Raw genomic sequence first — 24,024 nt, forward strand, 5'->3', positions numbered from 1 at the left:
CCAGTTCTCCGCACGACTTCAGAGGAGATGGTGCATGAAGCGTCCCGGACCCAAGCTCACGCCTTTGGAGCTGACCGATGACGAGCGCGCTGAACTACAGCGATGGACCAGGCAACGCAAGCTCTCCCAGGACGTGGTCCTGCGGGCCAGGATCGTCTTGGCCTGTGACCGGGTGGACTCCGGCGGCCTCCCCGTGTCCCAGTCCCAGGTAGCCCGTGACCTGCGGGTGAGCGTGGTGACCGTCAGAAAATGGCGTCGGCGCTTCACCGAGATGCGCCTGGCGGGCCTGGCTGATGCCCCGAGGCCGGGCCGGCCCCGCGCGCTCCCCGACGACAGGGTCGCCGAGTTGGTCGCGGAGGTCGCGGGCTCGGGACGGGAACTCCTGCCCACACGGGTGGTCGCGGCCAGGGCCGGAGTGTCGCAGTCGACCGTCTTTCGAGCCCTGCACGCGCCGGTCCCGCGCTCCGGGGGGACCGAGGTCCGGTGACCGGGGCGCGAACGACTTCCCGGTACGGCCGACACCGGGCTGGCGGCGAAGACCCGTGCGGTAACACCGGTCCCCGGAACTCCCTCTCGGCCCAGGACCGAAGACGCACCCCCCGAACAGCCTCCCGCTCCCGCGCATGAGCACGTCCGGCACCGGGCCGCCGTGCCGGGTGTCCGTAGGCGCGAGAGCCGAAGGTCCGTGCCCGGCGAAGGGAGGTGCGCACCACGGTGTGGGCGGGGAGGGCGGCCCGGGCCACCGCGCCCGTCAGACGGTCAGGTTCCCAGGCCGGACATCAGGTCGGCGAAGGGCGTCGGCTCCTCGTAGGGGTCGGCCGCGGCCGGCGCGCTCTCGGTGGCGAGCAGGGCCAGCTGCCGGGCCGCTCGCGCGATGCGCTCGGACAGCTCGCGCCCGCCGCCCTCGCCCACACCCCAGTCCTCGGACGCGGCGTAGACGCCCGTGGGCACCACGACCGAACGGGTGTAGGAGAACATCGGGCGCAGGGCGTGCTCCAGCACCAGCGAGTGGCGCGGGCTGCCCCCGGTGGCGGCCACCAGGACCGGCTTGCCGTCCAGGACACCCGACTCGACCACGTCGAAGAACGACTTGAACAGGCCGCTGTAGGAGGCGTTGAAGACCGGGGTCACCGCGATGATCCCGTCCGCCCCGGCCACGTCCTCCAGGACCCCTGGCAGTTCACCGGTGGGTACCCGGGTGGTCATGGCGTTCATGATGTCGTGGGCCAGTTCGCGCAACTCCACGACCCGGACCTCGGCCTTCTCCCCGCGGTCGGCCAGCGCCTCCTCCGCGGCGGCGGTCAGCCGGTCGGCGAGCAGGCGGGTCGAGGAGGGGTTGCTGAGCCCCGCCGTGACGGTGACGAGCTTGCGGGTCATCACTGGGCCTCCGTGTTCGTGGTCGCGCGCTCCCTCTCGGCCAGGAGCGAGGTGTGCGTGGGCGCGTCGGGTACGTGCGCGGGCTTCTTGGCGGCGAACTCCCTGCGCAGCACCGGGACGACCTCCTCGCCGAGCAGGTCCAGCTGCTCCAGGACGGTCTTGAGCGGCAGGCCCGCGTGATCCATCAGGAAGAGCTGGCGCTGGTAGTCGCCGAAGGACTCGCGGAAGCCCAGGGTACGGTCGATGACCTCCTGCGGGCTGCCGACCGTCAGCGGAGTCTCCCGGGTGAACTCCTCCAGGGAGGGCCCGCCGCCGTAGACCGGGGCGTTGTCGAAGTAGGGCCGGAACTCCCTGACCGCGTCCTGGGAGTTCTTGCGCATGAACACCTGGCCGCCGAGCCCGACGATCGCCTGGTCGGCCTTGCCGTGGCCGTAGTGCTCGAAGCGGCGGCGGTACAGCGAGATGAGCTTCTTGGTGTGGGTCGCGGGCCAGAAGATGTTGTTGTGGAAGAAGCCGTCACCGTAGTAGGCGGCCTGCTCGGCGATCTCCGGGCTGCGGATGGAGCCGTGCCAGACGAACGGCGGAACGCCGTCCAGCGGACGCGGAGTGGAGGTGAAGCCCTGCAGCGGGGTGCGGAACTTGCCCTCCCAGTCGACGACGTCCTCACGCCACAGGCGGTGCAGGAGGTTGTAGTTCTCCAGCGCCAGCGGGATGCCCTGGCGGATGTCCTGCCCGAACCAGGGGTAGACCGGCCCGGTGTTGCCGCGCCCCATCATCAGGTCCACCCGGCCCTCTGCCAGGTGCTGCAGCATCGCGAAGTCCTCGGCGATCTTGACCGGGTCGTTCGTGGTGATGAGCGTGGTGGAGGTGGACAGGATCAGCTTCTCGGTCCGAGCCGCCACGTAGCCGAGCATGGTCGTGGGCGAGGAGGCCACGAACGGCGGGTTGTGGTGCTCGCCGGTGGCGAAGACGTCCAGGCCCACCTCCTCGGCCTTGAGGGCGATCCGCACCATCGCCCTGATCCGCTCGCCCTCGGTCGGCGTGCGCCCGGTGGTGGGGTCCGGCGTCACGTCGCTGACCGAGAAGATTCCGAACTGCATGGCACGCTCCCCGAGTTTGTTTCCTAAGAAGTAATTTCCTGTGAAGCTATCATGCCCGAACAGTCGGCCCCAAACAGGTATTCCCCGACGCGCGCCCGCCACCCGGACCGGGGTTCCGGGTGGCCGGGAAAGCGCTGGTCGGACGGAACACCCGGGGATCACGACGCCCCGGGTCCGCAAGCACCACGGAGCCGGGAAGAAGGTCGGCCTGCACCGCCGGTGCGGTCGTGGCGGATCCGGACGGCACCCCGGCGACCCTCGACGGCGCCCCCGGTGCACGCCACACGGCCGGTTACGCACCCCGGTGTTCATCCACAGGCACACTCCGTATCCACCGAATGTCACCGCGGCGTGCTATTCCTGAGAGGCAGGCACCGAAACCGTCACCGGGGGTCATCCCCGGCGGAGCACGCGAGGAACGAGTAAGGAGGAGGGCGCCCCGCGGGCCGCGCCCGACACCCCCATGGCCACCACCCTCGACCCCCGACGGACCCCACACCCCCTCCCCCGCCAGCGCGAGAGCGAACAGGGCACCGGCGAGCCGGTCGTGCTCGCCGACGCCCTCGGCGATGTCATGGCCGCCCTCACCGAACTGGACCCCGACCTGGTCACCGTGTACGAGGCGGGCCGATAAAGGGATCCCGGGCGTGAACGCCCGGGCTTCCACGCCCGACACACAGGTGAAACCGGGGCCTCAGCCGGGAACGCTCCCCTCGGGGAACCCGGGCAGGAAGGAACGCACCAGTTCGATCTCCCCGCGGACACGGGAGTTGAACTCGGCCAACTCCGCCGCGGGCACCCACAACTCCAGGATCGTGCGCCCGCCCGTCTGCCGGACGGAATAGCGGGACTCGAACTCCGCCTCCACCCGGAAACGGGTGACGTGGCCCTCGCCGTCGCGTGGCAGGTTCCACTCCCGGGCGATCCGGTTCGCGTAGTCCTCGTTCGGGACCGGGTAGAAATGGGCTGTTCGGGCAGGCGGGGCGGTCACTCCCGCCCACCGGAATCCCCGAGCAGGGCGAGTTCCGCGGGCCCGGTCGGCCGCCAGAGGGGCATCGGTTCGGGCATTCGCGCCTCCTTCTGCGCCAGGGTCGGAGGGGAACTTAGGGATTCCGTGCCCGAGTCCGCACCCGCTTTTTACCGGACCGGATGAAAATCGGCTGCCAGGGCGGGAACACCAGACACAGACGAAGCGTTCTCACAGGTGAAGCACCTCAGAGCGACCCCGACCCCAACAATCCCACCAACGTCTGTGCGTAGCTTCGACATCACCTCAAGACCATGCGCGGTTGTACGCGTTCGTGTCGGCAATGGGGGTTTCTGACACGAAACCATCGCTACAACCGCCTTCCCAGCGGCCAGACCGCACCTAGTGCGTAGGCCGCGCGGTCGGGTCCCACGTTGGGGGACGTGGGACCCGGCCAGACCTAGCGAATACGAGTGCTCGTGTCGTAAATGGGGGTTTCCGACACGAAACCAACACCGTATTCGCCTCCCAGCGGCCCCCGCACTCAGTGCGCGGGCCGCGTGGCCGGTTCCACGTTGGGGGACGTGGAACCCGGCCCGACGTCGGGGGGTGCGCCGCACGGCGTGCCCCCCGCTTTCGTGTGCCCGGGCCCTTCCGTGCCCGGAACGGGCTGCCCTCCGTAGCTGTGTGGGTCAGTCCCGTTCGTGGAACTCGATCAGGGTCTCGTCCTCGGTCTCCGCGTCGTGGTATCCGTTAGAGTGCGGACTCCCTTCGACCTCGGGTTCGATCAGCTCCGAGATCGGCCCGCAGATGTCGAACGAGACACCGTGTTCGAGGGGATACGTTTCCTCGTCGATGTAGCTCTCCCCGCAGAACACCGCCTCGTCGATCGCTCTGGTGGCGCCCCCCGGGAAATCGCCCCAGAGCTGGACCTGCCGGTCCCGGTGGCTGTCCGGGTCCGCCATCACCCCAGCGATGTCCATCGCGTAGTCGCAGTCCATGTCCCAGCCGCTGGCCTGGACGTCCCACTCCACCTGGAAGGGCTCACCCGCAGCGATGGTCCCGCAGATCGGGGCGTGCACCACCATCCACCCCCTGCCGTCATCGATGTCCCAGACCTGGGGATCCTCCATCGGCACCTCGACGTCGAGCTCCTCGAACTCGACCCGCACGTCCCAGCGCTCGGAGGTGTACTCGGCCCGGAGCACCTCCCCCGCTTCGTCGAGTTCGGTCCGGCCAGCCGCGTCCACCTCGGAGAAGGACCCCTCGTCCAGGAACCCGAGCACGGTGGGCCCCGTGTACACCCCTTCCTCCTCCGTCTCGGCCTGATCCGTGTCGGCCAGGGCCCGCAGTGGCGCGGTGACAAGAGCCGCGGAGACGGAGTCGGCGCTGACGCTCTCGTCAACTTCCAGGCGGTCGGTCCGGGGCCACCATCCCTCCGACCCGGACGGCCGCGGCGCGTACACGTACAGCTCCCCCCGGTGGTTGGCGACCGCCGTGGTGTCCGGGCCCATGGCCGGCCCCCGGATGAGAAAGGTCTGGTCCGTCGCCGAGTACAGGTACTCCTCCTCGGTCCGGCTGTCCTCCACCACCTGGTCCACGGGGGTAGCGGTGCGTTCGGAGACCTGTTCGGCGTGCGCCTGGGAGAAGGCGCGTTCCACCCGGGCGGTGAACCCCGGCCCCTCCTCCAGCAAACCCGCGGCGGCGGCGACCGTCTCCGACGGGTTCTCGCTCACCTGGTCGTAGACCACGAAGCCGCCCGCCGCCAGCCCGGCCACCGCGAGCAGACCCGCGCCCGCCAGGCCGAACTTGGACGTGGCGACCCCGCTCAGCACGCCGCCGGTGGTCATGCCCGTCCCGGCGGCACCGCCGCTCGCGGCGCCACCGGCCCCTCCGGCGGTCGCCGTTCCCGAACCGGCCGCTGTGGTACCCGCCGCTCCGGTTCCACCCGCCGTGCCTGCTCCGGCGGCTCCGGTTCCGGCCGCACCTGTTCCCGCTGCGCCTCCGGAGCCCAGAACACCTGAACCCAGGACGCTCGCGCCCAGGCCGGCCGCGGAGGCCGCGCCCAGCGCCGCTGCCCAGCGTGCGGGGTCGTGTCCGGCGTCGTCCACGCCCCGCCAGTAGTCGCGCAGCATGCGGCGCAGAACGTCCGCTGTGGTGGCCCTGCCCCGCTGCCTCTCATCCGCCCCTTCCGACGGCTCGGGCAGCAGGGACCGCACCAACATCTCGGAGTTCGGTCGCTGGTCCGGGTCCACCGACAGCGCGGCCCGCACCAGGCCCAGCAGGTCCTCGGGCACACCGTCGACGTCGTACTCACCCTCGCGCACCCGGCGCGCCTTCTCCCCCGCGTCACCGGCGCCGAAGGGCTGGCGCCCGGTGGCGGCCAGCGCCACCAGCCCGCCCCAGGCGAACACGTCGGCGGCCGGGTCCGCGGCCGCTCCGGAGTAGCGTTCGGGGGCCGACCAGCCGGGGGTTCCGTAAGAGGCCGAACCGTCCTCGGAGCGCTCGGTGCCGATCTCGACCGCGATGCCGAAGTCCACGATCTTCGGCCCGTCCGGGGACAGTATGACGTTGCCCGGTTTGATGTCGCGGTGGGCGATCCCCGCCGCGTGCAGGGCGGACAGGCCTTCGGCCATGCCCAGGGCGAAGGTGCGGAACATGTCACCTTCCAGCGGACCGAACGCGCGCACGTGGGCGCGCAGGTCGCGGCCGGGAACGTAGTCGAAGGCCAGCCACGGCACCGACGCCTCGGTGTCTGCGGCGTGCAGGCGGGCGGTGCTGATCCCGCCGGCTCGCCGCAGCATCTCGACCTCGCGGGTGAAGGCCTCCCGGAAGCGGGGTCTGCGAGCGAAGTCGGCGTGGACGGTCTTGACCGCCACGCACACCCCCTGCCCGTCCAGGGCCCCGTAGACGGCTCCCATCCCGCCCGAGCCGATCCGCCCCACCACCCGGTAGGGCCCGATCCAGGCCGGGTCACCCGCCTCCAGTGGTGCGAGCCCGGGAGGCGGGGAAGTGTCAGGGGAAGTGGACATCGGTGCCTTTCAGGAGGAGGTGTGCCGAACGGGGCGGGGGGACTTCGCCCGGACAGTCTGACTCCGCTGTGTCTGCGGAGGTTCGTACGGGTTCCGAAGATTCGGTGGCCCGGAGGTTCGGTGGCCCAAGGCGTCGTTGCCCGGGCGATCACGGGGACGGGCCGTGCGGCGGTACGATGCGCCTGCGTGGGAGGGGGTCGAAGTGGCGAACGGCGTCAGGGGTGGCGGGACGCCCGGCGGGCGGCCGACGATGGCCGACGTCGCGGCGCACCTGGGTGTCTCCCGGCAGTTGGTCTCGCTCGTCCTGGGCGACCGGCCGGGCCCCAGTGCGGCCACCCGGGAGCGGGTGCTGCGCGCCGCCGAGGAACTCGGTTACCGTGCCGACACCGCCGCCCAGCTGCTGCGCCGGGCGCGCAGCCGTCAGCTCGGCGTGCTCTTCACCATGGAGCACCCGATGGACGCCGACCTGGTCGAGGCCCTGTACCCGGTGGCGGCCCGGTTCGGCTACAGCGTGGCCCTGAGCGCCATGCTGGCCAACCGCACCGAACGCCAGGCGATCGACGAGCTCGTGGGGTTGCGCTGTGAGGCGCTGGTGCTCATCGGGATGTCCGCGCAGGCCCCGGAGGACCTGGCCGGGGTCGCCGAGCGGGTCCCCGTGGTGGAGATCGGGCAGCGCACCAACGCGAGGGGGACCGACAGCGTCCGCACCGACGCCGTCTCCGGGGTGCGCCAGGCGGTCGGACACCTGGTCGGCCTGGGCCACCGGCACATCGCGCACGTGTACGGCGGCGATCTGCCCAGCGCCCCCGAACGCCGGACCGGTTACCTGGAGGGCATGCGGGAGCACGGCCTGGGTACGTACACCGACCTGGTCCCCGGCGCCTACACCGAGGAGGCGGGGGCGCGCGCCGCAACGGCGCTCCTGGCCCGGGACACACTGCCCACGGCCGTGGTCTGCTGCAACGACCAGTCCGCTCGCGGCCTGATGGAGACCCTGTTGCACGCGGGGCGCTCCGTGCCGGGGGACGTGTCCGTGGTGGGTTACGACGACAGCCGGGCCGCGCGGCTGTCGTTCCTGAACCTGACCTCGGTCCGCCAGGACGTGGCGCAGATCGCCGAGCTCACGGTCGGCGCGGCGGTCGAACGGTTGGAGGGGGGCCGCACCGAGAGCACCCACGTGGTCCTGCCGACCACCCTCACGGTGCGGGGCAGCACAGCTCCCCCTCGCTCCTGAGTTCCGTTCCCGGGCCTCCGGGCCGGGCCCGCGCCCCTCGGAGGGCAGCGCTCGGCATGCCCGGGGCGAGACAGATCACGTGCCGCCCCGTTGGCGATCGGCGTACATCGGTGACATCCTTGATTTAGCACGTGCTAAATCACTTTGCGCGGACCCCCGGAGCCCGGCTCCGCGGACCGGGAGCCGGACGTTCCGGACAACGGCCCGCCGCCCACGTCACCGGGTCCCGGGAACCCCGACGCCTCCGCGTCCGCCACCTCCCACCCACGAGGCCCGCGGCACAGAGTCCGCTCGCACACACGACCCACCGCCCGGAAGGGGGCACAGCCATGCCTCTGGCCCTGCTCGCCCTGGCCCTCGGGGCCTTCGCCATCGGCACCACCGAGTTCGTGATCATGGGCCTGCTGCCCGAGGTCGCCACCGACCTCGGCGTGCCCATCTCCACCGCCGGTTACCTCATCTCCGCCTACGCCCTGGGGGTGGTGGTCGGCGCTCCCCTGCTCACCGCCCTGGGCAACCGCCTGCCACGCAAGACCCTGCTGATGGTGTTCATGGGTGTCTTCCTGGTCGGCAACCTGGCCACCGTGGTGACCAGCTCCTACGGTGCGGTGTTCGCCTCCCGGGTACTGGCGGGTCTCCCGCACGGCGCCTACCTGGGCATGGCCGCGCTGGTCGCCGCGCACATGGCGGGTCCGGCCCGCCGGGCGACCGCCGTGGCCCGGGTGATGCTCGGCCTGACCGTGGCCAACATCGTCGGGGTGCCCGCCGGAACCCTGCTCGGGCAGCTGGTCGGCTGGCGGGCCGCCTTCCTGGTGGTCGTGGCCCTCACCGCTCTGACCATCGCGGGTGTGGCCCTGTTCGTGCCGCACACGCCCGCGTCCCGCGCCGGCGGTCTGCGCGGGGAGCTCTCGGCGCTGCGCCACCCGCAGGTCGTCCTGGGGCTGACCACCGCGGTCTTCGGCTTCGCCGGGGTGTTCGCCGTCTACAGCTACATCTCGCCGATGATGACCGAGCTGGCGGGGATGCCCAGCGCCGGGGTCCCGATCGTGCTCGCGCTGTTCGGCGTCGGTATGACGCTGGGGTCCCTGGTGGTCGGGCCGCTGGCCGACCGGTGGCTGCGCCCCACCATCTACGGGTCCCTGGCCTCCCTGGCCCTGGTCCTGGCGCTGTTCACCGTCACCGTGCACAACCCCTGGACGGCCGCGGCCACGGTGGTGGTCCTGGGCGCGGTCGGTTTCGGGGTGACCGCCCCGCTCCAGGTCCTGGTGATGAACAAGGCGGGTGCGGCCCCCACCATCGCCTCGGCCTCCAACCACTCGGCGTTCAACCTGGCCAACGCCGGCGGCGCCTGGCTGGGCGGCCTCGGGATCGGGATGGGCCTGGGCTACGTCTCCCCCGCGGTGATCGGTTCGGTCCTGGCCCTGGTCGGTCTCGGCATCGCCGTGTCGGCGGGTGTACTCGACCGCAGGGGGCCCGCCGCCGGCTCCGCGGCCGCGGAGCCCGCCCCGGAGGCCGTACGCGAGCCCGTCAGCGGCTGACCGGGGCGGGCCCGGGGGCGGGCGCCTCCGCCCCCGGGTCAGGTCCGGTCGGGCAGGGTGCGGCTGCGCCCACGGAACTCGGCGACGACGTCGCCGTCCCGGCGGACCGTGACGTCGTAGACCCCGCTGCGGCCGTGGACCACGCGCTCGACGGCGGTCGCCACCAGCATCTCGCCCTCCTTCGCCGGGGCCACGAACGTGACGTCGGCGCCCGAGGCCACCGTGACCCCGCCGCCGTCCCGGTTGCAGGCGCAGGCGAAGGCGGTGTCGGCGAGCGTGAAAACGAACCCGCCGTGGGCGATGTTGTGACCGTTGACCATCAGCGGCCCCACCGTCATCTCCACCACCGCGAAACCGTCCCGGGCCTCGACCAGGCGCATCCCCAGGTTCTTGGAGGCCCGGTCGGCCTCGAACATGCGCCAGGCGGTCTCGTTGCGCCCCTCCGGCGCCGGGCCGCTCATGAGTCGAAGTCCACGGTCACGGTGTCGGTCCGGGGCAGCGACTGGCAGGCCAGGGCGTACCCGGCCTCGACCTCGGCGGGGGTGAGCGCGTAGTTGCGGCGCATCTCGACCTCGCCGTCGCACACCTTGACCCGGCAGGTGCCGCAGACACCGCCCTTACAGGCGAAGGGCAGGTCGGGTCGGTAGCGCTGGGCGGAGTCCAGGACCGGCACCCCCTGCGGCAGGGTCAGTGTGGTGGTACGACCGTCCAGGACGACGGTGACCTCACTGGCCGGACCCTCGACCCCGGGGTCCTCGTGACGGGTCTGGGGCGGCGGCTCGGCGCCCTCGACGAAGAACAGCTCCTGGTGGATCCGGTCGCCCCGCACACCGTGCTCGGCGAGGACCTCCCGGGCGTCGGTGACCATCCCGTAGGGGCCGCACAACCACCAGTGGTCGACCGCGTCAGCGGCGACCACGGTGGACAGCAGCGCGTCCAGCTTCGCGCCGTCCAGGCGTCCGGTGAACAGCTCGGACTCGCGGGGCTCACGGGAGAGCACGTGGACGAGTTCGAGCCGGGGGCCGAAGGAGTCCTTGAGGTCGGCCAGCTCGTCGGCGAACATCACGGTGTCGCTGCGACGGTTGCCGTAGAGCAGCGTGATGCGGGAATCGGTCCGGCGCAGCAGTGAGGACGCCATGGACAGCACCGGGGTGATGCCCGAGCCGGCGGCGACGAGCACGTGGCGGGCGGCCTCGTCGAGGTCGGGGCTGAACCGGCCGGTGGGCGGGCCCACCTCGATCTCGTCGCCCGGTTCGACCTCGCGGACCAGCCACTGGGAGAACAGTCCGCCGGGGACCAGGCGCACCCCCACCCGGGGGGCCTCGCCCGCGGCCGCGCAGACGGAGTAGCTGCGCCGTTCCTCCACGCCGTCGACCACCCGGCGCAGTGTCAGCGACTGCCCCGGAGCGAAGGCGAACACCTCGGCCAGGTGGTCGGGGACGTCGAAGGTGACGGCGACGGCGTCGTCGCACAGGCGCTCGACGGCGGCCACGCGCAGCCGGTGGAACGCGGCCCGGCCGCGCGGGGCGGCGGGGACGGTCTCGGTGACGGGTGTGGTCACGGTCAGATCTCCTTGACGTGCTCGAACGGTTCGAGGCAGGTCCGGCAGCGGTGCAACGACTTACAGGAGGTCGCGCCGAACCGGGACAGCTCCTCGGTGTCGGCCGCCCCGCACAGGGGACAGCGCGGGACGGTACGGGTGGGCATCAGGGTGAGCGGGACCGGGCCCGCCGGACGCCGGGGCGCCCCTCCGGGCGGGGAGATGCCGTGCTCGGAGAGCTTGCGCCTGCCCTCGTCGGTGATCCAGTCGGTGGTCCAGGCGGGCGAGAGGGCGGTGCGCACCTCCACCTTCCCGAAGCCGGCGGCGCGCACGGCGCGGTCCACGTCCACGCGCATCTCCGCCAGAGCCGGGCAACCGGAGTAGGTGGGGGTGATCCACACCGCCGCGGTACCGTCCTCCTCGACCTCGACCTCGCGCAGGATGCCGAGGTCGGCGAGGGTGAGCATGGGCAGTTCGGGGTCGGTGACCGCGGCGGCGGCCGCCCAGAGGCGCCGACGGGTGTCGGCGTCGCGCCCGGTACCGGTCGTGGTTACCATGTCGCCTCCGGGTGCTCCCGGGCCACGCGCTGGAGCTCCTCCAGCAGCGGGGCGAGTTCACCGGTGTGCCTGCCGTCGCGCCCGGCGACACCGGCCTCGGGGAAGTCCCCGGGGGCGGGCAGGGTGGCGGTGGTCAGCACCTGGTCGAGGACCCCGCGGACCTCCTCGCGCACCGAGGCCGGGTCCACACCCGCGCCCCGGTCCGCCAGTGCGGCCTCGACGGGGTGGGTGGCGAAGAGTTCGCCGGTGCGGGGCCACACGTCGGCGACGGCCTCGCGCATGCGCTCGTTGGAGTAGGGGGTGCCGTCTCCCAGGCGCAGGGCCCAGGACACGGCGTACTCACGGTGGTAGGCCAGTTCGTTGACGCCCTTGGCCGCGATGGCGGCCAGCACCGGGTCCCTGCTGTCGGCCAGGCGGGTGAACAGTGCCAGGCGCCAGGTGGAGAGCACGAGCAGCGTGGTGACGCAGCGGGCGAAGTCACCGCGCGGGATCTCGGTCAGACACACGTTGCGGAACTCCGCGGCCGGTCGCCGGTAGGCGAAGGCGTCCTCGTCGCGTCCGGTGCCGTCGGCCTGTCCGGCACGGGCCAGCAACAGGCGGGCCTGGCCGAGCAGATCCAGTGCGATGTTGGCCAGGGCCACCTCCTCCTCCAGTTCCGGGGCGTCGGTCACCCAGTGGATGAGGCGCTGGGACTGGATGAGGGCGTCGTCGCCGAGCATCTGGCAGTACGCCGCCAGGTCCGCGCCGTCCACCCCCTCGGGCAGGGTGGTGTCCACGCCCGCGAGCGCCTCGGTGAAGCCGGTGCCGAAGGCCCAACGGGCGTCGCCGCCGTGCTCCTCGGTCAGTCCGGTGAAGATGTTCTCGCCGCTCATGTCGTTCCTTGAAGACTCGTACTGGCCCGGCCCCGGTGTCCCCCGGACCTAGATGTGGGGGACGTCCTCGGGGATGGGGTAGAAGGTCGGGTGGCGGTAGACCTTGTCACCGCTGGGCTCGAAGTAGGGGTCCTTCTCGTCCGGGCTGGAGGCGGTGATGTCCTCGGCGAGCACGACCCAGATGCTCACGCCCTCGTTGCGGCGGGTGTAGAGGTTGCGGGCGTTGTGCAGCGCCATGGTCTCGTCGGGGGCGTGCAGCGAACCCACGTGCACGTGGTTCAGGCCGCGCTTGCCGCGGACGAAGACCTCGTAGAGGGGCCATTCGGGGCGGGCCGGTGTCGCGTCGTCGTTCCTGCTCATGCCGCGGCCTCCCGGGCGCTCTGCTGCTTCCTGGCGTAGGCGGTGGCGGCCTCGCGGACCCACGCGCCCTTCTCGTGGGCGGTGCGCCGGCGGGCGACGCGCTCGGCGTTCTTGGGACCGCTTCCGGAGATGACCTGTTTGAACTCGTTCCAGTCGGGCTCACCGAAGTCGTAGCGCTCGCGCTCGGCGTTCCAGGCCAGTTCGGGGTCGGGCAGGGTGACGCCCAGCTTCTCCGCCTGCGGGACGGTCATGTCGACGAACTTCTGGCGCAGGTCGTCGTTGGTGTCGATCTTGATGCCCCAGGTCATGGACTGCTGAGTGTTGGGCGAGTCCGCGTCGGGCGGGCCGAACATCATCAGGGACGGCCACCACCAGCGGTCGACGGCGTCCTGGACCATCGCGCGCTGGCCCCCGGTTCCCTCCATCATGCGCATGAGCAGTTCGTAGCCCTGACGCTGGTGGAAGGACTCCTCCTTGCAGATGCGCACCATCGCCCGGGCGTAGGGGCCGAAGGAGGTGCGGCACAGCGGGACCTGGTTGCAGATCGCGGCGCCGTCGACCAGCCAGCCGATGACGCCGACGTCGGCGTAGTTCAGGGAGGGGTAGTTGAAGATCGAGGAGTACTTCTGGCGGCCCTCGATCAGGCGTTCGGTGAGTTCGGCGCGGTCCACACCGAGGGTTTCGGCGGCCGCGTACAGGTACAGGCCGTGTCCGGCCTCGTCCTGGACCTTGGCCAGGAGGATGGCCTTGCGGCGCAGGCTGGGCGCGGTCGCGATCCAGTCGCCCTCGGGCTGCATGCCGATGATCTCCGAGTGCGCGTGCTGGGAGACCTGGCGGATGAGGGTCCGGCGGTAGGCCTCGGGCATCCAGTCGCGCGGTTCGATGCGCTGGTTGTCGGCGATCCGGGCGTCGAACTCCGCCTGGAGCGCCTCGTCGGCGCCGGGGGGCGCTTCCTGGGCCGTGGTCGGCATTGATCTTTCCCCATTCATAACCGAACGTTCGGTCAGTAATTAGTATCCCCGGAGCCGGGTGTCCGACGCAAGTCCTCGGACACCCGAATCCGAGCAGGTCACCCTGTTCCGCGGGGCCCGCGCTCCGCTTCGGCGCGTGCTAGCGGCCGGTGAAGGCGGGCCTCTCCTTGTTGAGGAAGGCCTTGACCGCGCCGACGTGGTCGGCGGTGGCGCCCAGCTGGTTCTGCAGCTCGGCCTCCTCCTCCAGCAGCTCCGGCAGGTCCGCCTCACCCGACGCGGCGGAGCGCACCTCGCGCTTGGCCGCCACGAACGCGGACGTGGGCCCCGAGGCCAGCTGGACGGCGACCTCCCGGGCGCGCGCCTCCCAGTCCCCGTCGTCCACGACCTCGGTGACCAGACCCAGCTCCTGCGCACGGTCGGCACCGAACACCGTGGCCATAAGCATCAGCTCCATCGCGCGGGCCTGACCCAGCGAACGCACCAGCCGGTAGGCCAGAGCCGAGTCCGAGGCCAGCCCGATCCCGGTGAACGCCGTACCGAACTTCGCCCTGCGGGCGGCCACGCGCACGTCACCGGCGAGGGCGAAACCCAGCCCGGCCCCCACGCAGGCACCGCCGATCCCGACCACGAGGGGGACCTGGATCCCCTCCAGGGCCAGCACGATCCGGTTGTAGTGCTCACGCACCGTGCTCAGCGCCTGATCGGGCTCCTCCTGCTGGATCCGGGCGTGTTCGGCCAGGTCCTGACCCACGCAGAAGGCCTTGTCCGTCCCCAGGAACAGCACCGCGCGGGCGGTGGTGGACTCGCTGGCCTGGCGGACCGCCGCCAGCAGCTCCTCCTTGACCTGCCGGGTCAGCGCCGGCCGGTTCAGCCGGACGACGGCGAGCCCGTCGGTCTCAACGAACTCCGCAGCCCTGTCTTCACTCACGCCTTGTCTCCCTTGTCCCAGATGTGAAAGCCCTCGCCGCTCTTGCGGCCGAGCCTGCCTTCGGCGACCTTACGGCGCAGGAGCTCCGGCGGGGCGAACCGGTCCCCCAGTTCGGCGGCCAGGTGCTCGGCGATGGCCAGGCGCACGTCCAGGCCGACCAGGTCGGTGAGCCTGAGCGGACCCATCGGGTGGCGGTAGCCGAGCTCCATGGCGGTGTCGATGTCGGCGGGCGAGGCCACACCCTCCTCGACCATGCGGATGGCCTCCAGGCCCAGCATGACGCCGAGCCGGCTGGTGGCGAAGCCCGGCGCGTCCCGGACCACGATCTCGGTCTTGCCCAGGGCCCCGACCCAGCCGCGCACCGACTCCAGGACGGCCGGCTCGGTCTCGGGTGCGGTCACGAGCTCCACGAGTTTGGAGGCGGGGACCGGGTTGAAGAAGTGGGTTCCCAGGAAGCGCCCGGGGCGCCGGAGCGCGGCGGCCAGCTCGGTGACCGACAGCGAACTGGTGTTGGAGGCCAGGACGGTGTCCTCGCCGACCGCGGCCTCGGCCGCGGTCAGCACCGCGATCTTCAGGTCCGGCCGCTCCGGAACGGCCTCCACGACCAGACCCGTCCCGGCCGGGATCTGCGAGGCGTCGGTGACGGTGTCGAACCGGGCCAGGTATGAGGCGGGTTCGGCGTCGATCCTGCCGCGCTCGCGCGCCTTGTCCAGTCCGGCCGCGACCCGGTCGCGTCCGGACCCGGCGGCCTCCGCGGTGGCCTCGACCAGCACCACGCGCGCCCCTGCGGTCAGGAACTGCTGGACGATACCGGCGCCCATGGTTCCGCCGCCGATGACGGCGACGGAGGCGGGCACACCCTGTACGGGGTTGTCGGAGGTCAACGCTTCTTCCTCTCCAGGAAACGGGTCATGCGGTCGTGTTTGTCAGCGCTCTCGAACAGCACCGCCTGTGTGAGGTCGTCGGCCAGCGGGTGCACACCGTCGGCGTCCAGCACCATCTTGGTCAACCGCAGGGCCGCCGCCGAGGAGGCGGCCATCCGGTCCAGCAGACCGTGCGCGCGCTCGCGCAGCTCCTCGGAGGGGACGATCTCGGCCACCAGGCCGTGGCGCAGCGCGGCCTCGGCGTCCAGTCCGAACCCGCCGAGCAGCACCTGCTTGGCCACCGAGGCGCCGACCAGTTCCTTCAGGCGCCAGCAGGCGCCGGCGCCGGCGATGATGCCCAGTCCCGGCTCGGGCTGGGCGAACACGGCGGTGGGGGTGGCGATCCGGATGTCACAGGCGTAGGACAGTTCGGCGCCTCCGCCCAGCGCGAACCCGTCGACCGCCGCCACGGTGGGCGCCCGGAGCCGGTGCAGCCGCTCGAACAGACGGCTGTTGATCCCGGCCAGGGCCTCCTCACGGCCGCGTTCGCGCAGTTCGGCGATGTCGGCTCCGCCCGCGAACACGGTGCCGTGCCCGGTCAGCAGCAGGGGTTTGGGGTCGGCCTCGAGCTCGGCGCACACCCGGTGCAGCTCGGAGATCATCCGGCCGTTGATGGCGTTGCGGGCCTCGGGACGGTGCAGCTCGACCACCACCCGGTCCTCGCGCCACTCGACGGCGAGGGTCTCGAACTCCGCCTCCGCGGCCCGGGGCCCGCGGTGCCCGCCGTCCTGGTCCCGGTCGTACTGGTCGTGGTTCATACGCGCTCCACCAGCAGGGCGGTGCCCTGGCCGACACCCACGCACAGGGTGGCCAGGCCGCGCTGGGCGTCCTCGCGCTCCATCCGGTTCACCAGCGTGACCACCAGACGGGAGCCGGAGGAGCCGAGCGGGTGGCCCAGGGCGATCGCGCCGCCGTCGGCGTTGACCCGGGACTCCTCCAGGCCGAGCTGGCGCATCACGCCCAGGGACTGGGCGGCGAAGGCCTCGTTGAGCTCGACCGAACCGACCTCGTCGAGCTTCCACCCCGCGCGGTCCAGGACCTTGCGGGTGGCCGGAACCGGCCCCAGACCCATGACCTGCGGGTCGACCCCGGCCGAGGCGGAGGCGACCACCCGGGCGCGCGGGGTGAGCCCGTACCTGCGTACGGCCTCGGCGCTGGCCAGGACGAGGGCGGAGGCGCCGTCGGAGAGGGAGGAGGAGTTGCCCGCGGTGACGATGCCGCCTTCGCGGAAGACCGGGCGCAGCCTGCCCAGGCTCTCCGCGGTGGAACCGGGGCGCGGGCCCTCGTCCTCGGTGACCTCGTGGGTCCGGCCCTTGCGTCCGTGGACGGTGACGGGGACGATCTCGCGCGCGAAGCGGCCCGCCTCCGCGGCGGCGACGGCGCGTTCGTGGCTGCGCAGCGCGAAGGCGTCGCACTCCTGGCGGGTGAGGCCCTCCAGGGTCGCGACCTCCTCGGCGGTCTCGCCCATCGACAGGGTGTAACGCAGCTCGTCGGGTGCGGCGTCGGCGGGGGCCTGGTGGTCGGCCGCGGCGAAGCGCGGGTTGGTGAACCGCCAGCCCAGGGAGGTGTCGGCGACCTCCCCCGGTTTGGCCCAGGGGGTCCCGGGCTTGGCCATCACCCAGGGGGCGCGGGTCATCGACTCCACCCCGCCCGCGACGACCACACCGGCCTCACCTGCACGGATGGCCTGGGCGGCCGAGGCGACGGCGGTCAGGCCGCTGGCACACAGCCGGTTGACGGTGTAACCGGGGACCCCGGAGCCCAGACCCGCCAGCAGGGCGGCCATCCGCGCCACGTTGCGGTTGTCCTCACCCGCCTGGTTCGCGGCGCCGAGGATGACCTCGTCCACGACCCCCTCGGGGAGGCCGGCGCGGCGGACCACCTCGGACACGGCCAGGGCCGCCAGGTCGTCCGGGCGGACGGCCGCGAGGGCGCCCCCGTAACGGCCCTGGGGTGTGCGTACCCCGTCGACCACGTAGACGTCGCTCACGAACGGCCTCCCATGCTGACTACGGTGGCCTGTGCCACCGTCCTGTGTGAACCCATCGACACGTCTCCTTGACACGGCAGGTCAGAGACTGAGTAAATGCATTAGTAACCGAACGTTCGGTCAGTAAGCAAGTCGGCCCCCTCACCCGGACCGGCAACGGACCCACCTCAGCGCGACGGACCCCGCCGACCCGCCCGGGCACCCGTCCCGGCCGTGCTCACCGGACCGCTTCGGCCCGGGGCCGCCGCACGGTCCCACCCGGCGCCGAGGCACCGAGAGCATCCGCGGCGTACTCCCCGGCGGGACACCGCGCACAGTACCCGGAGAGACCCATGGCAATCCAGGACAGCACCAAGCAGCCGGTCGGCACCGCCACGCGGCAGCGCCTCGGCCAGGCCCCCGACCCGGGGACCCTGGACCCGGCCGAGCGCATGAGCACCGACGAACTGCGCGCCCTCCAGTTCGAACGGCTGCGTTGGACCCTGGAGCACGCCTACACGAACGTGCCCCTGTACCGGCGCAAGTTCGACGAGGCCGGAGTACGCCCCGAGGACCTGGGGAGCCTGGAGGACCTCGCCCTCTTCCCGCACACCACCAAGGCCGACCTGCGCGAGAACTACCCCTTCGGGATGTTCGCCGTCCCCCAGGACCAGGTCAGCCGCATCCACGCCTCCAGCGGGACCACCGGCAAACCCACCGTGGTCGGCTACACCCGCGAGGACATCGACACCTGGGCCACCGTCGTGGCCCGTTCGATCCGCGCCGCGGGCGGCCGCCCCGGCCACAAGGTCCACGTCTCCTACGGTTACGGCCTGTTCACCGGCGGCCTCGGAGCCCACTACGGCGCCGAGAAGCTCGGCTGCACGGTCATCCCCGCCTCCGGTGGCCAGACCGCCAAACAGGTCCAGCTCATCCAGGACTTCCGGCCCGAGATCATCATGGTCACCCCCAGCTACATGCTGACCCTGATGGACGAGTTCGAACGCCAGGGCATCGACCCCCGCACGACCTCACTCAAGGTCGGGATCTTCGGCGCCGAACCCTGGACCGAGAAGATGCGCCTGGAGATCGAGGAGCGCTTCGACATCAACGCCGTCGACATCTACGGCCTCTCCGAGGTCATGGGCCCGGGCGTGGCCAACGAGTGCGTGGAGACCAAGGACGGACTGCACGTCTGGGAGGACCACTTCTACCCCGAGGTGCTCGACCCCCTCACCCAGGACGTCCTGCCCGACGGCGAGAACGGCGAACTGGTCTTCACCTCGCTGACCAAGCAGGCCATGCCGGTCATCCGCTACCGCACCCGCGACCTGACCACCCTGCGCCCGGGCACGGCCCGCCCGATGCGGCGCATGGACAAGGTCACCGGCCGCAGCGACGACATGATCATCCTGCGCGGGGTCAACGTCTTCCCCACCCAGATCGAGGAGATCGTGCTCGGCCTGGACGGGCTCGCCCCGCACTTCCAACTGGTGCTCACCAAGGAGGGCCGCCTGGACGGCATGACCGTGCGCGTCGAGGCGGCTCCGGACTGCACCGCCGACCGTCGCACGGCCCTGAGCAGGGAGATCACCGCGACGGTCAAGGACAGGGTCGGGGTGAGCGTGACCGTCGACGTCGTCGACCCCGAACAGATCGAACGCTCGGTCGGCAAGTTCCGCCGCATCATCGACCAGCGTCCCCGGGACTGAGGACCCGGCGGTCCCGGTACCGACGCGCGCAGGTCACGGCGTGCCGGAACCGGGCCCGCCCACCAGGGGCAGGGCCCGTCCGCCGAAATGCGCGTACTCCTCCCCCGTCGCCAGGATGTAGAGGGTGAGCGCGGCCCACGTGCGCTGGCCCCCGGGCCGAACCGCGTACCGGCCCGGTCCGACCGGAACCATCGGGCACTCCCGGACGGGTTCGGGTTCGAGTTCGGCCAACGGGCCCAGGGCGGTCATCCGCAGCACCCGCCCCCGCGCGTCCTCCAGCACCTCCAGGCGCTGCGAAGCGTTCTCGTACACACTCCGGGGAAGCGTGCCGGTCGCCGCCGACGGCTCCCGCGGGGGTGTCAGCGGCTCCTGGATCCGCACCCCGGCGACCGCGTCGAAGACCTCCCCGTACAACTCCTGGTACAGGTCGCGGGTCTGACCGCCGTTGGTCAGCAGGACCACCGCCAGCCCGGCCCGCGGCAGCAGGCGCAGGAACGCGGCCTGGCCGATGGTGTTGCCGTCGTGGCCCAGCAGCCGGTGACCGTCCCAGCCGTAGCGGATCCAGCCCAGGCCCCAGGAGTCCCCCAGGGTGTACGGGTCGGGCAGGCCCACCACGTGGCCGAGGGCCGCCCCGTGCAGCAGCGCCTCCTCCGGGAGCGTGCCCGTGCGGGTCAGCCCCAACGGGGTGAACAACCGCTCGCGCATCGCCTCGTCCCAGGTCAGCCCGGTGACCTTCTCGACGACCCGGCCCAACAGCGGAAAACCCGAGTTGCAGTAGGAGAAGGTCGCGCCCAGCGGATGGATCACGACGGCCCCGGCCAGCTCGGCGACGTAGCGCTCCAGAACGTCGTCGCCGCGGCCGGTGTCGGTGAAGACGTCCCCGTCGATCCCGCTCGTGTGGTTGAGCAGGTGCCGGACGGTCAGCCCGGCGGCCGGTCCCGGTTCGGCCAGACGCAGCTCGGGAAGCACCTCGGCGATCCGGGTGTCCACGGTCAGGGCCCCCTCGTCGACCAGGCCCATGACCAGGGTCGCGGTCAGCACCTTGGTGATCGAACCGATCTGGAAGACCGACCCCGCGGTGACCGGATGCCCGGTCCCGGTGTTGAGGACGCCGTGCTCGACCTGGACCAGCTCCCCGGCCCCGCCCGGAGCGGGGCCGGTCCGCAGGATCCCGAGCTGCGCACCGGGGACCCCGTGCCGTTCGGCCAGTTCGGCGAGCCGCCCCCGCCAGTGCCCCTCGTCGATCACGGGCGAAGGCGGCCGGTCCGGCACCGGGCCGCCGGCACGTGTCACCTGCTCCACGGTGTGCTCCTCCGGGGGACGGCTACGGCTTCCGTGCGACGCCGCCGTACTCGGCGACCGGGCGGATCTCGCCGACCTCGGTCGGCGCCGAGCGCCACAGCGAGCAGGAGACCACGCCCGGCTCCAGGAGTTCGAGGCCGTCGAAGAGCGCCCGGATCCCCGCGGCACTGCGGATCGTGAGCTTGGGGGTGCCCCGCTCGTTCCACGCCGCGGCCACCTGGTGGGCGCGTTCGTGGTCGATGTCGTCGGTCGGGTGGGAGACCACCAGATAGCTCCCGGGGGCGAGCGCGTCCAGCAACCGGTCCAGGATCGAACGCACCTCGGCGTCGTCGGCCACGAAGTTCACCACGCCCAGCAGCATCAGGGCCACCGGCTTGGAGAAGTCCAGGGTCTTCCCCGCGGCGGCCAGGATGCTCTCCGGGTCGCGCAGGTCGGCGTCGACGTAGTCGGTGGCCCCCTGGTCGGTGCCGGTCAGCAGGGCACGGGCGTGCGTGAGCACCAGCGGGTCGTTGTCCACGTACACCACCCGGGCCTCCGGGGCCGCGGTCTGGGCCACCTCGTGGGTGTTGTTGTGGCTGGGAAGTCCGGTACCGATGTCCAGGAACTGCCGGATCCCTTGTTCCTCGGCCAGGTAGGTGACGGTACGGACCAGGAACCCGCGGTCGGCCACCGCGTTGTCGACGATCTCGGGGAAGAACGAGCGGATCTGGTCGCCCATCTCCCTGTCGACCGGGTAGTTGTCCTTGCCGCCCAACCAGTAGTTCCAGATACGGGCGTTGTGCGGAACGGAGGTGTCGATCTTGGCGTCGGGGATCTCGGAGGGCACGGTCCTGTCTTTCCACTGCTTGGTCCGGCCGGACGCCGGACGGTTCGACCAGTAAAACGGCCCCGGGAACGCACCGGCAAGTGCCGGAGGAGATGGTTCCCTTACCGTTAGGCGCTTTGCGGCGGTCCGACCGTGTCGGGGGCGGGGGTCGGCCGCCCGGGGCACTGGCGGCCCGGCGAAAACGACTCGTGGTCCGGGAGGGGATCGCGGTAGCTTTCGGCGACCGCACCCCGACCGCGTTGGAGATCAGGTGAAGCACTCGACCGAGGAGTTCGCCCGCATCGCCGAACAGGGCACCGTGCTGCGCTGCCAGGTGGGCTCCGGCGTCCACGGCCTCGGCCTCGACGGCCGGAACGACCGCGACGAGATGGGGATCTGCGTCGAGCCGCCCGAGTACGTCATCGGTCTGCGCGTCTTCGAGCAGTACGTCCACCGCACCCGGCCCGCGCACACCCGGTCCGGCCCCGGCGACCTGGACCTGACCGTGTACTCGCTGCGAAAGTGGACCCGGCTGGCCCTGGACGGCAACCCCACCGTCCTGCTGCCCCTCTTCGTGCCCGACGAGGACGTCCGCACCCTCACCCCGGTCGGCCGGGAACTGCGCGCCAACGCCCACCGCTTCCCGTCCCGACGGGCCGGAGAACGCTTCCTGGGCTACCTGCGCGCCCAGCGCGAACGGCTGGCGGGCACCCGCGGCGGCCGACACACCAACCGCCCCGAACTGGTGGAACGGTACGGCTTCGACACCAAGTACGCCTACCACATGGTCCGGCTGGGTCTCCAGGGCGTGGAACTGCTGGAAACCGGCGGCCTCACCCTGCCGGTGCCCGAACCCGACCGCGCCTGGCTGCTCGCCCTGCGCCGCGGGGAGCACAGCCGCGAGGAGGCCCTGGAGCGCGCCGCGGAACTGGAGGCCCGGCTCGCCGGGTTGTGCGGGAGCAGCGACCTGCCCGCGACGGCCGACGCCGCCTGGGCCGACCGCTGGCTGTGCGAGGTCTACCAACGGGTCTGGAACGAGCGCTGAACCACGCTGGTCAGAGCGGGAACCCGGCGCGGCACCGCCGCGACGGCGAGATAGGGTGATCCATCGAAGAGGTACATGCCGCGCCCGAAACTCCGGGTGCCCCGGTGTGCCGGGTGCCGGGGGCACGGTCCGCGGCGCCCGGGGGACGACACAGTGAAGGAAACACCATGGTCGGAACCATCGCGTTCGTGCTCATGATCATCAGCCTGTCGATGATGCTCATCTCCGGTCTCCTCGCGGCCGTCATCAAGACCCGCTAGGCCCCGGAGCCTCCCGGCGCCGGACGTCCCGGCCCGGGAGGCTCCTCAGGGCACCGCGGATCCCCGGTCAGTCGCCCGGCCCGTTCAGCGGCGTCCGGGTCCGCAGGGTGAGGAGCAGCAGGAGGGCCACCGCCGCCGCGGCGGCGCCCAGCAGCCCCAGGGCGGACCTCAGGTCGGCTCCGGCCGCACCGAGCCCGGTGATGACGAGGGGGCAGGTGAACTGGCCGATGAACAGCGCCCCGGTCCACAGCCCGGTTCCGCGCCCGCGCTGCTCGAAGCTGAGCCGGTGGACGGCCCACACCACCAGGGTGGGCAGCAGCAGACCGGTTCCGAAACCGGTGATGACCGCGCCCGCGATGACGGCCGCCACCGAGGGGGCCGCGAAGACGATCCCCAGCCCCAGGGCGGAGAGACCGAACTCGACCGGGACGAGTACGCGCGGCGTCACGGAGGAGACCCGGGTGAACAGTCCCGCGCCCAGGGCGGTGGCCAGCGACATGACCGCGCTGATCGCCCCCACCGTGCCGGGGGACGTGACACCGGCGCCGTCCAGTACGTAGGACAGGTGCACGATCAGCGCGTAGAACACGACCCCGCCGAAGAGGGTGACCGCGCAGGGGCCGAGCAGTTGGCGCCAGGGAACCCGGACCAGCCCCTGCCTCGCGGTGTGCTGCGGCTGCCACAGGAGCGCCGCCATCGGCAGTACCAGGACCACCGCGCTGAGGTAGAGCCAGAACGGCGCCCGCCATCCCCAGGCCCCGAGCAGTCCGCCCAGGAGCAGGAACACGGTCGCGGCGCAGGTGGTCGTCAGTACCTGCATCCCCAGGTAGCGCGCCCGGCGCGCGCCGGACCAGTAGTCGCCGATCAGGGTCGTGCAGCAGGTCATGATGGCTGCCTCGAACAGGCCCAGGAGCACCCTGCTGGCGATGATCGCGTCGAGTGTGTCGAGGTACAGGGGCGCGGTACCGACCACCGAGTAGCCGACCATCGCCACCAGCAGGACGCGTTTGCGGTCCACCCGGTCCACGAGCGCCCCCGCGAAGGGCGCCGTCAGCCCGATCACCAGGGCGGGGACGGTCAGTACCACGGGGACGAGCACGTGCACACCCGCGACGTCGGCGAAGTCACGGGCCATCCGGGGCAGGACCGGGGCGATCAGGACGCTGCCGAGGATCGGCATACAGCTGGCCGCCAGGAGCAGCAGTAGCTGGGTGAGGCCGGCCTCGCGCCGGCTGCCCGTGTGTTCTGGTGCCCCGGGAGGGGGCGGGAGCGTCTTGTCGGGCACTGGGTACCTCGCTGTCGGGGGGGGATCGGAAGCCGCTGCCGGACGACGGCGGTGCGACGGGGAGGACGAAGGGGGCGGGTTCTGGTCCCTCGCCGCTCCGTTCGCGTCCGTCCAGCCTGCATGTGTTCCACGTCACCGGGAAGAGCGAATTCGCTATACCGCGCATCCACCGCGTGGATGCGCGGGCCGGGGGCGGCGAGGCGGCGGTCCGCGCTCCGACGTGCGGGCGTGCCGGGGAACGACAGCG

The 24,024-nt window shown here is 71.9% G+C and carries 22 protein-coding genes and 1 pseudogene; 6 read left to right on the forward strand and 17 right to left on the reverse strand.

Annotated features, from left to right (window positions below; all coding sequences use genetic code 11):
* Window positions 1-34: 34 nt before the first annotated feature.
* Window positions 35-487, forward strand: a complete 453-nt coding sequence (locus IE195_RS11640; RefSeq protein WP_191270587.1) for a helix-turn-helix domain-containing protein — start codon at window positions 35-37, stop codon at window positions 485-487.
* Between the two features lie 272 nt (window positions 488-759).
* On the opposite strand, the gene IE195_RS11645 is transcribed toward IE195_RS11640, so the two are convergent.
* Window positions 760-1,377, reverse strand: a complete 618-nt coding sequence (locus IE195_RS11645; RefSeq protein ID WP_191270588.1) for an FMN reductase — start codon at window positions 1,375-1,377, stop codon at window positions 760-762.
* Entirely contained in the window at window positions 1,377-2,477 is a 1,101-nt protein-coding gene (locus IE195_RS11650; protein WP_191270590.1) for an LLM class flavin-dependent oxidoreductase, read from the reverse strand. Before IE195_RS11650 ends, IE195_RS11645 begins: the two co-directional genes overlap by 1 nt.
* Before the next feature lie 463 nt (window positions 2,478-2,940).
* Here IE195_RS11650 and IE195_RS11655 point away from each other — a divergent pair, with 463 nt between their 5' ends.
* Window positions 2,941-3,111 carry a hypothetical protein gene (locus tag IE195_RS11655; protein WP_191270592.1) on the forward strand — a complete coding sequence of 57 codons (171 nt, stop codon included), beginning with the start codon at window positions 2,941-2,943 and terminating at the stop codon, window positions 3,109-3,111.
* A 60-nt stretch (window positions 3,112-3,171) separates the two neighbouring features.
* Here the strand turns inward: IE195_RS11655 and IE195_RS11660 are convergent.
* Window positions 3,172-3,455: pseudogene (locus tag IE195_RS11660) on the reverse strand (ADP-ribosylation/crystallin J1).
* A 681-nt stretch (window positions 3,456-4,136) separates the two neighbouring features.
* On the reverse strand, window positions 4,137-6,476 hold the full coding sequence (locus tag IE195_RS11665; protein ID WP_191270595.1) for a serine/threonine-protein kinase: 2,340 nt from the start codon (window positions 6,474-6,476) through the stop codon (window positions 4,137-4,139).
* 250 nt (window positions 6,477-6,726) lie between these two features.
* On the opposite strand from IE195_RS11665, the gene IE195_RS11670 reads away from it, so the two are divergent.
* A complete protein-coding gene (locus IE195_RS11670) occupies window positions 6,727-7,710 on the forward strand; it encodes a LacI family DNA-binding transcriptional regulator (RefSeq protein ID WP_191270597.1) in 984 nt (327 codons plus the stop codon).
* Between the two features lie 329 nt (window positions 7,711-8,039).
* Complete coding sequence (locus IE195_RS11675) at window positions 8,040-9,248, forward strand: MFS transporter (protein WP_191270599.1); 1,209 nt, start codon at window positions 8,040-8,042, stop codon at window positions 9,246-9,248.
* Between the two features lie 38 nt (window positions 9,249-9,286).
* Here IE195_RS11675 and paaI read toward each other — a convergent pair whose 3' ends face one another.
* From paaI to IE195_RS11725, 10 genes are all read right to left on the reverse strand, one after another.
* Complete coding sequence (paaI, locus tag IE195_RS11680; RefSeq protein ID WP_191270601.1) at window positions 9,287-9,709, reverse strand: hydroxyphenylacetyl-CoA thioesterase PaaI; 423 nt, start codon at window positions 9,707-9,709, stop codon at window positions 9,287-9,289.
* Entirely contained in the window at window positions 9,706-10,809 is a 1,104-nt protein-coding gene (gene paaE / locus IE195_RS11685; RefSeq protein ID WP_191270603.1) for a 1,2-phenylacetyl-CoA epoxidase subunit PaaE, read from the reverse strand. Before paaE ends, paaI begins: the two co-directional genes overlap by 4 nt.
* Window positions 10,810-10,811: 2 nt before the next feature.
* Window positions 10,812-11,345, reverse strand: coding sequence for a 1,2-phenylacetyl-CoA epoxidase subunit PaaD (gene paaD / locus IE195_RS11690; RefSeq protein WP_191270606.1), 534 nt, complete (start codon window positions 11,343-11,345; stop codon window positions 10,812-10,814).
* Window positions 11,339-12,217, reverse strand: a complete 879-nt coding sequence (gene paaC, locus IE195_RS11695; protein ID WP_191270608.1) for a 1,2-phenylacetyl-CoA epoxidase subunit PaaC — start codon at window positions 12,215-12,217, stop codon at window positions 11,339-11,341. The genes paaD and paaC overlap by 7 nt, the downstream gene beginning before the upstream one ends.
* Window positions 12,218-12,265: 48 nt before the next feature.
* The gene (gene paaB, locus IE195_RS11700) at window positions 12,266-12,577 is read right to left on the reverse strand and encodes a 1,2-phenylacetyl-CoA epoxidase subunit PaaB (protein WP_191270610.1); all 312 of its coding nucleotides are present in this window, start codon (window positions 12,575-12,577) and stop codon (window positions 12,266-12,268) included.
* Window positions 12,574-13,548 (reverse strand): 1,2-phenylacetyl-CoA epoxidase subunit PaaA, encoded by a 975-nt coding sequence (gene paaA, locus IE195_RS11705; protein ID WP_191270613.1) that lies wholly within the window; start codon window positions 13,546-13,548, stop codon window positions 12,574-12,576. The genes paaB and paaA overlap by 4 nt, the downstream gene beginning before the upstream one ends.
* Window positions 13,549-13,687: 139 nt before the next feature.
* Window positions 13,688-14,476 (reverse strand): enoyl-CoA hydratase/isomerase family protein, encoded by a 789-nt coding sequence (locus tag IE195_RS11710; RefSeq protein ID WP_191270615.1) that lies wholly within the window; start codon window positions 14,474-14,476, stop codon window positions 13,688-13,690.
* Entirely contained in the window at window positions 14,473-15,360 is an 888-nt protein-coding gene (locus IE195_RS11715) for a 3-hydroxyacyl-CoA dehydrogenase family protein (RefSeq protein ID WP_191270618.1), read from the reverse strand. Before IE195_RS11715 ends, IE195_RS11710 begins: the two co-directional genes overlap by 4 nt.
* On the reverse strand, window positions 15,357-16,157 hold the full coding sequence (locus tag IE195_RS11720; protein ID WP_191270620.1) for an enoyl-CoA hydratase/isomerase family protein: 801 nt from the start codon (window positions 16,155-16,157) through the stop codon (window positions 15,357-15,359). The genes IE195_RS11715 and IE195_RS11720 overlap by 4 nt, the downstream gene beginning before the upstream one ends.
* On the reverse strand, window positions 16,154-17,389 hold the full coding sequence (locus tag IE195_RS11725; RefSeq protein ID WP_191270622.1) for a thiolase family protein: 1,236 nt from the start codon (window positions 17,387-17,389) through the stop codon (window positions 16,154-16,156). The genes IE195_RS11720 and IE195_RS11725 overlap by 4 nt, the downstream gene beginning before the upstream one ends.
* Before the next feature lie 332 nt (window positions 17,390-17,721).
* Here IE195_RS11725 and paaK point away from each other — a divergent pair, with 332 nt between their 5' ends.
* Window positions 17,722-19,080: a phenylacetate--CoA ligase PaaK gene (gene paaK, locus IE195_RS11730; protein WP_191270624.1), complete on the forward strand. Its 1,359-nt coding sequence runs from the start codon at window positions 17,722-17,724 to the stop codon at window positions 19,078-19,080.
* A gap of 33 nt (window positions 19,081-19,113) precedes the next feature.
* Here paaK and IE195_RS11735 read toward each other — a convergent pair whose 3' ends face one another.
* Together IE195_RS11735 and IE195_RS11740 are read right to left on the reverse strand one after the other, a co-directional pair.
* On the reverse strand, window positions 19,114-20,382 hold the full coding sequence (locus IE195_RS11735; RefSeq protein ID WP_191270626.1) for a serine hydrolase domain-containing protein: 1,269 nt from the start codon (window positions 20,380-20,382) through the stop codon (window positions 19,114-19,116).
* A 22-nt stretch (window positions 20,383-20,404) separates the two neighbouring features.
* The gene (locus IE195_RS11740; protein ID WP_191270629.1) at window positions 20,405-21,208 is read right to left on the reverse strand and encodes an SAM-dependent methyltransferase; all 804 of its coding nucleotides are present in this window, start codon (window positions 21,206-21,208) and stop codon (window positions 20,405-20,407) included.
* 250 nt (window positions 21,209-21,458) lie between these two features.
* Here IE195_RS11740 and IE195_RS11745 point away from each other — a divergent pair, with 250 nt between their 5' ends.
* Window positions 21,459-22,232 (forward strand): nucleotidyltransferase domain-containing protein, encoded by a 774-nt coding sequence (locus tag IE195_RS11745; RefSeq protein ID WP_191270631.1) that lies wholly within the window; start codon window positions 21,459-21,461, stop codon window positions 22,230-22,232.
* A 327-nt stretch (window positions 22,233-22,559) separates the two neighbouring features.
* On the opposite strand, the gene IE195_RS11750 is transcribed toward IE195_RS11745, so the two are convergent.
* A complete protein-coding gene (locus tag IE195_RS11750) occupies window positions 22,560-23,777 on the reverse strand; it encodes an MFS transporter (protein ID WP_229826177.1) in 1,218 nt (405 codons plus the stop codon).
* Between the last annotated feature and the right edge of the window lie 247 nt (window positions 23,778-24,024).

This window comes from Nocardiopsis terrae (genome assembly GCF_014651695.1).
Classification (GTDB): Bacteria; Actinomycetota; Actinomycetes; order Streptosporangiales; family Streptosporangiaceae; genus Nocardiopsis; species Nocardiopsis terrae.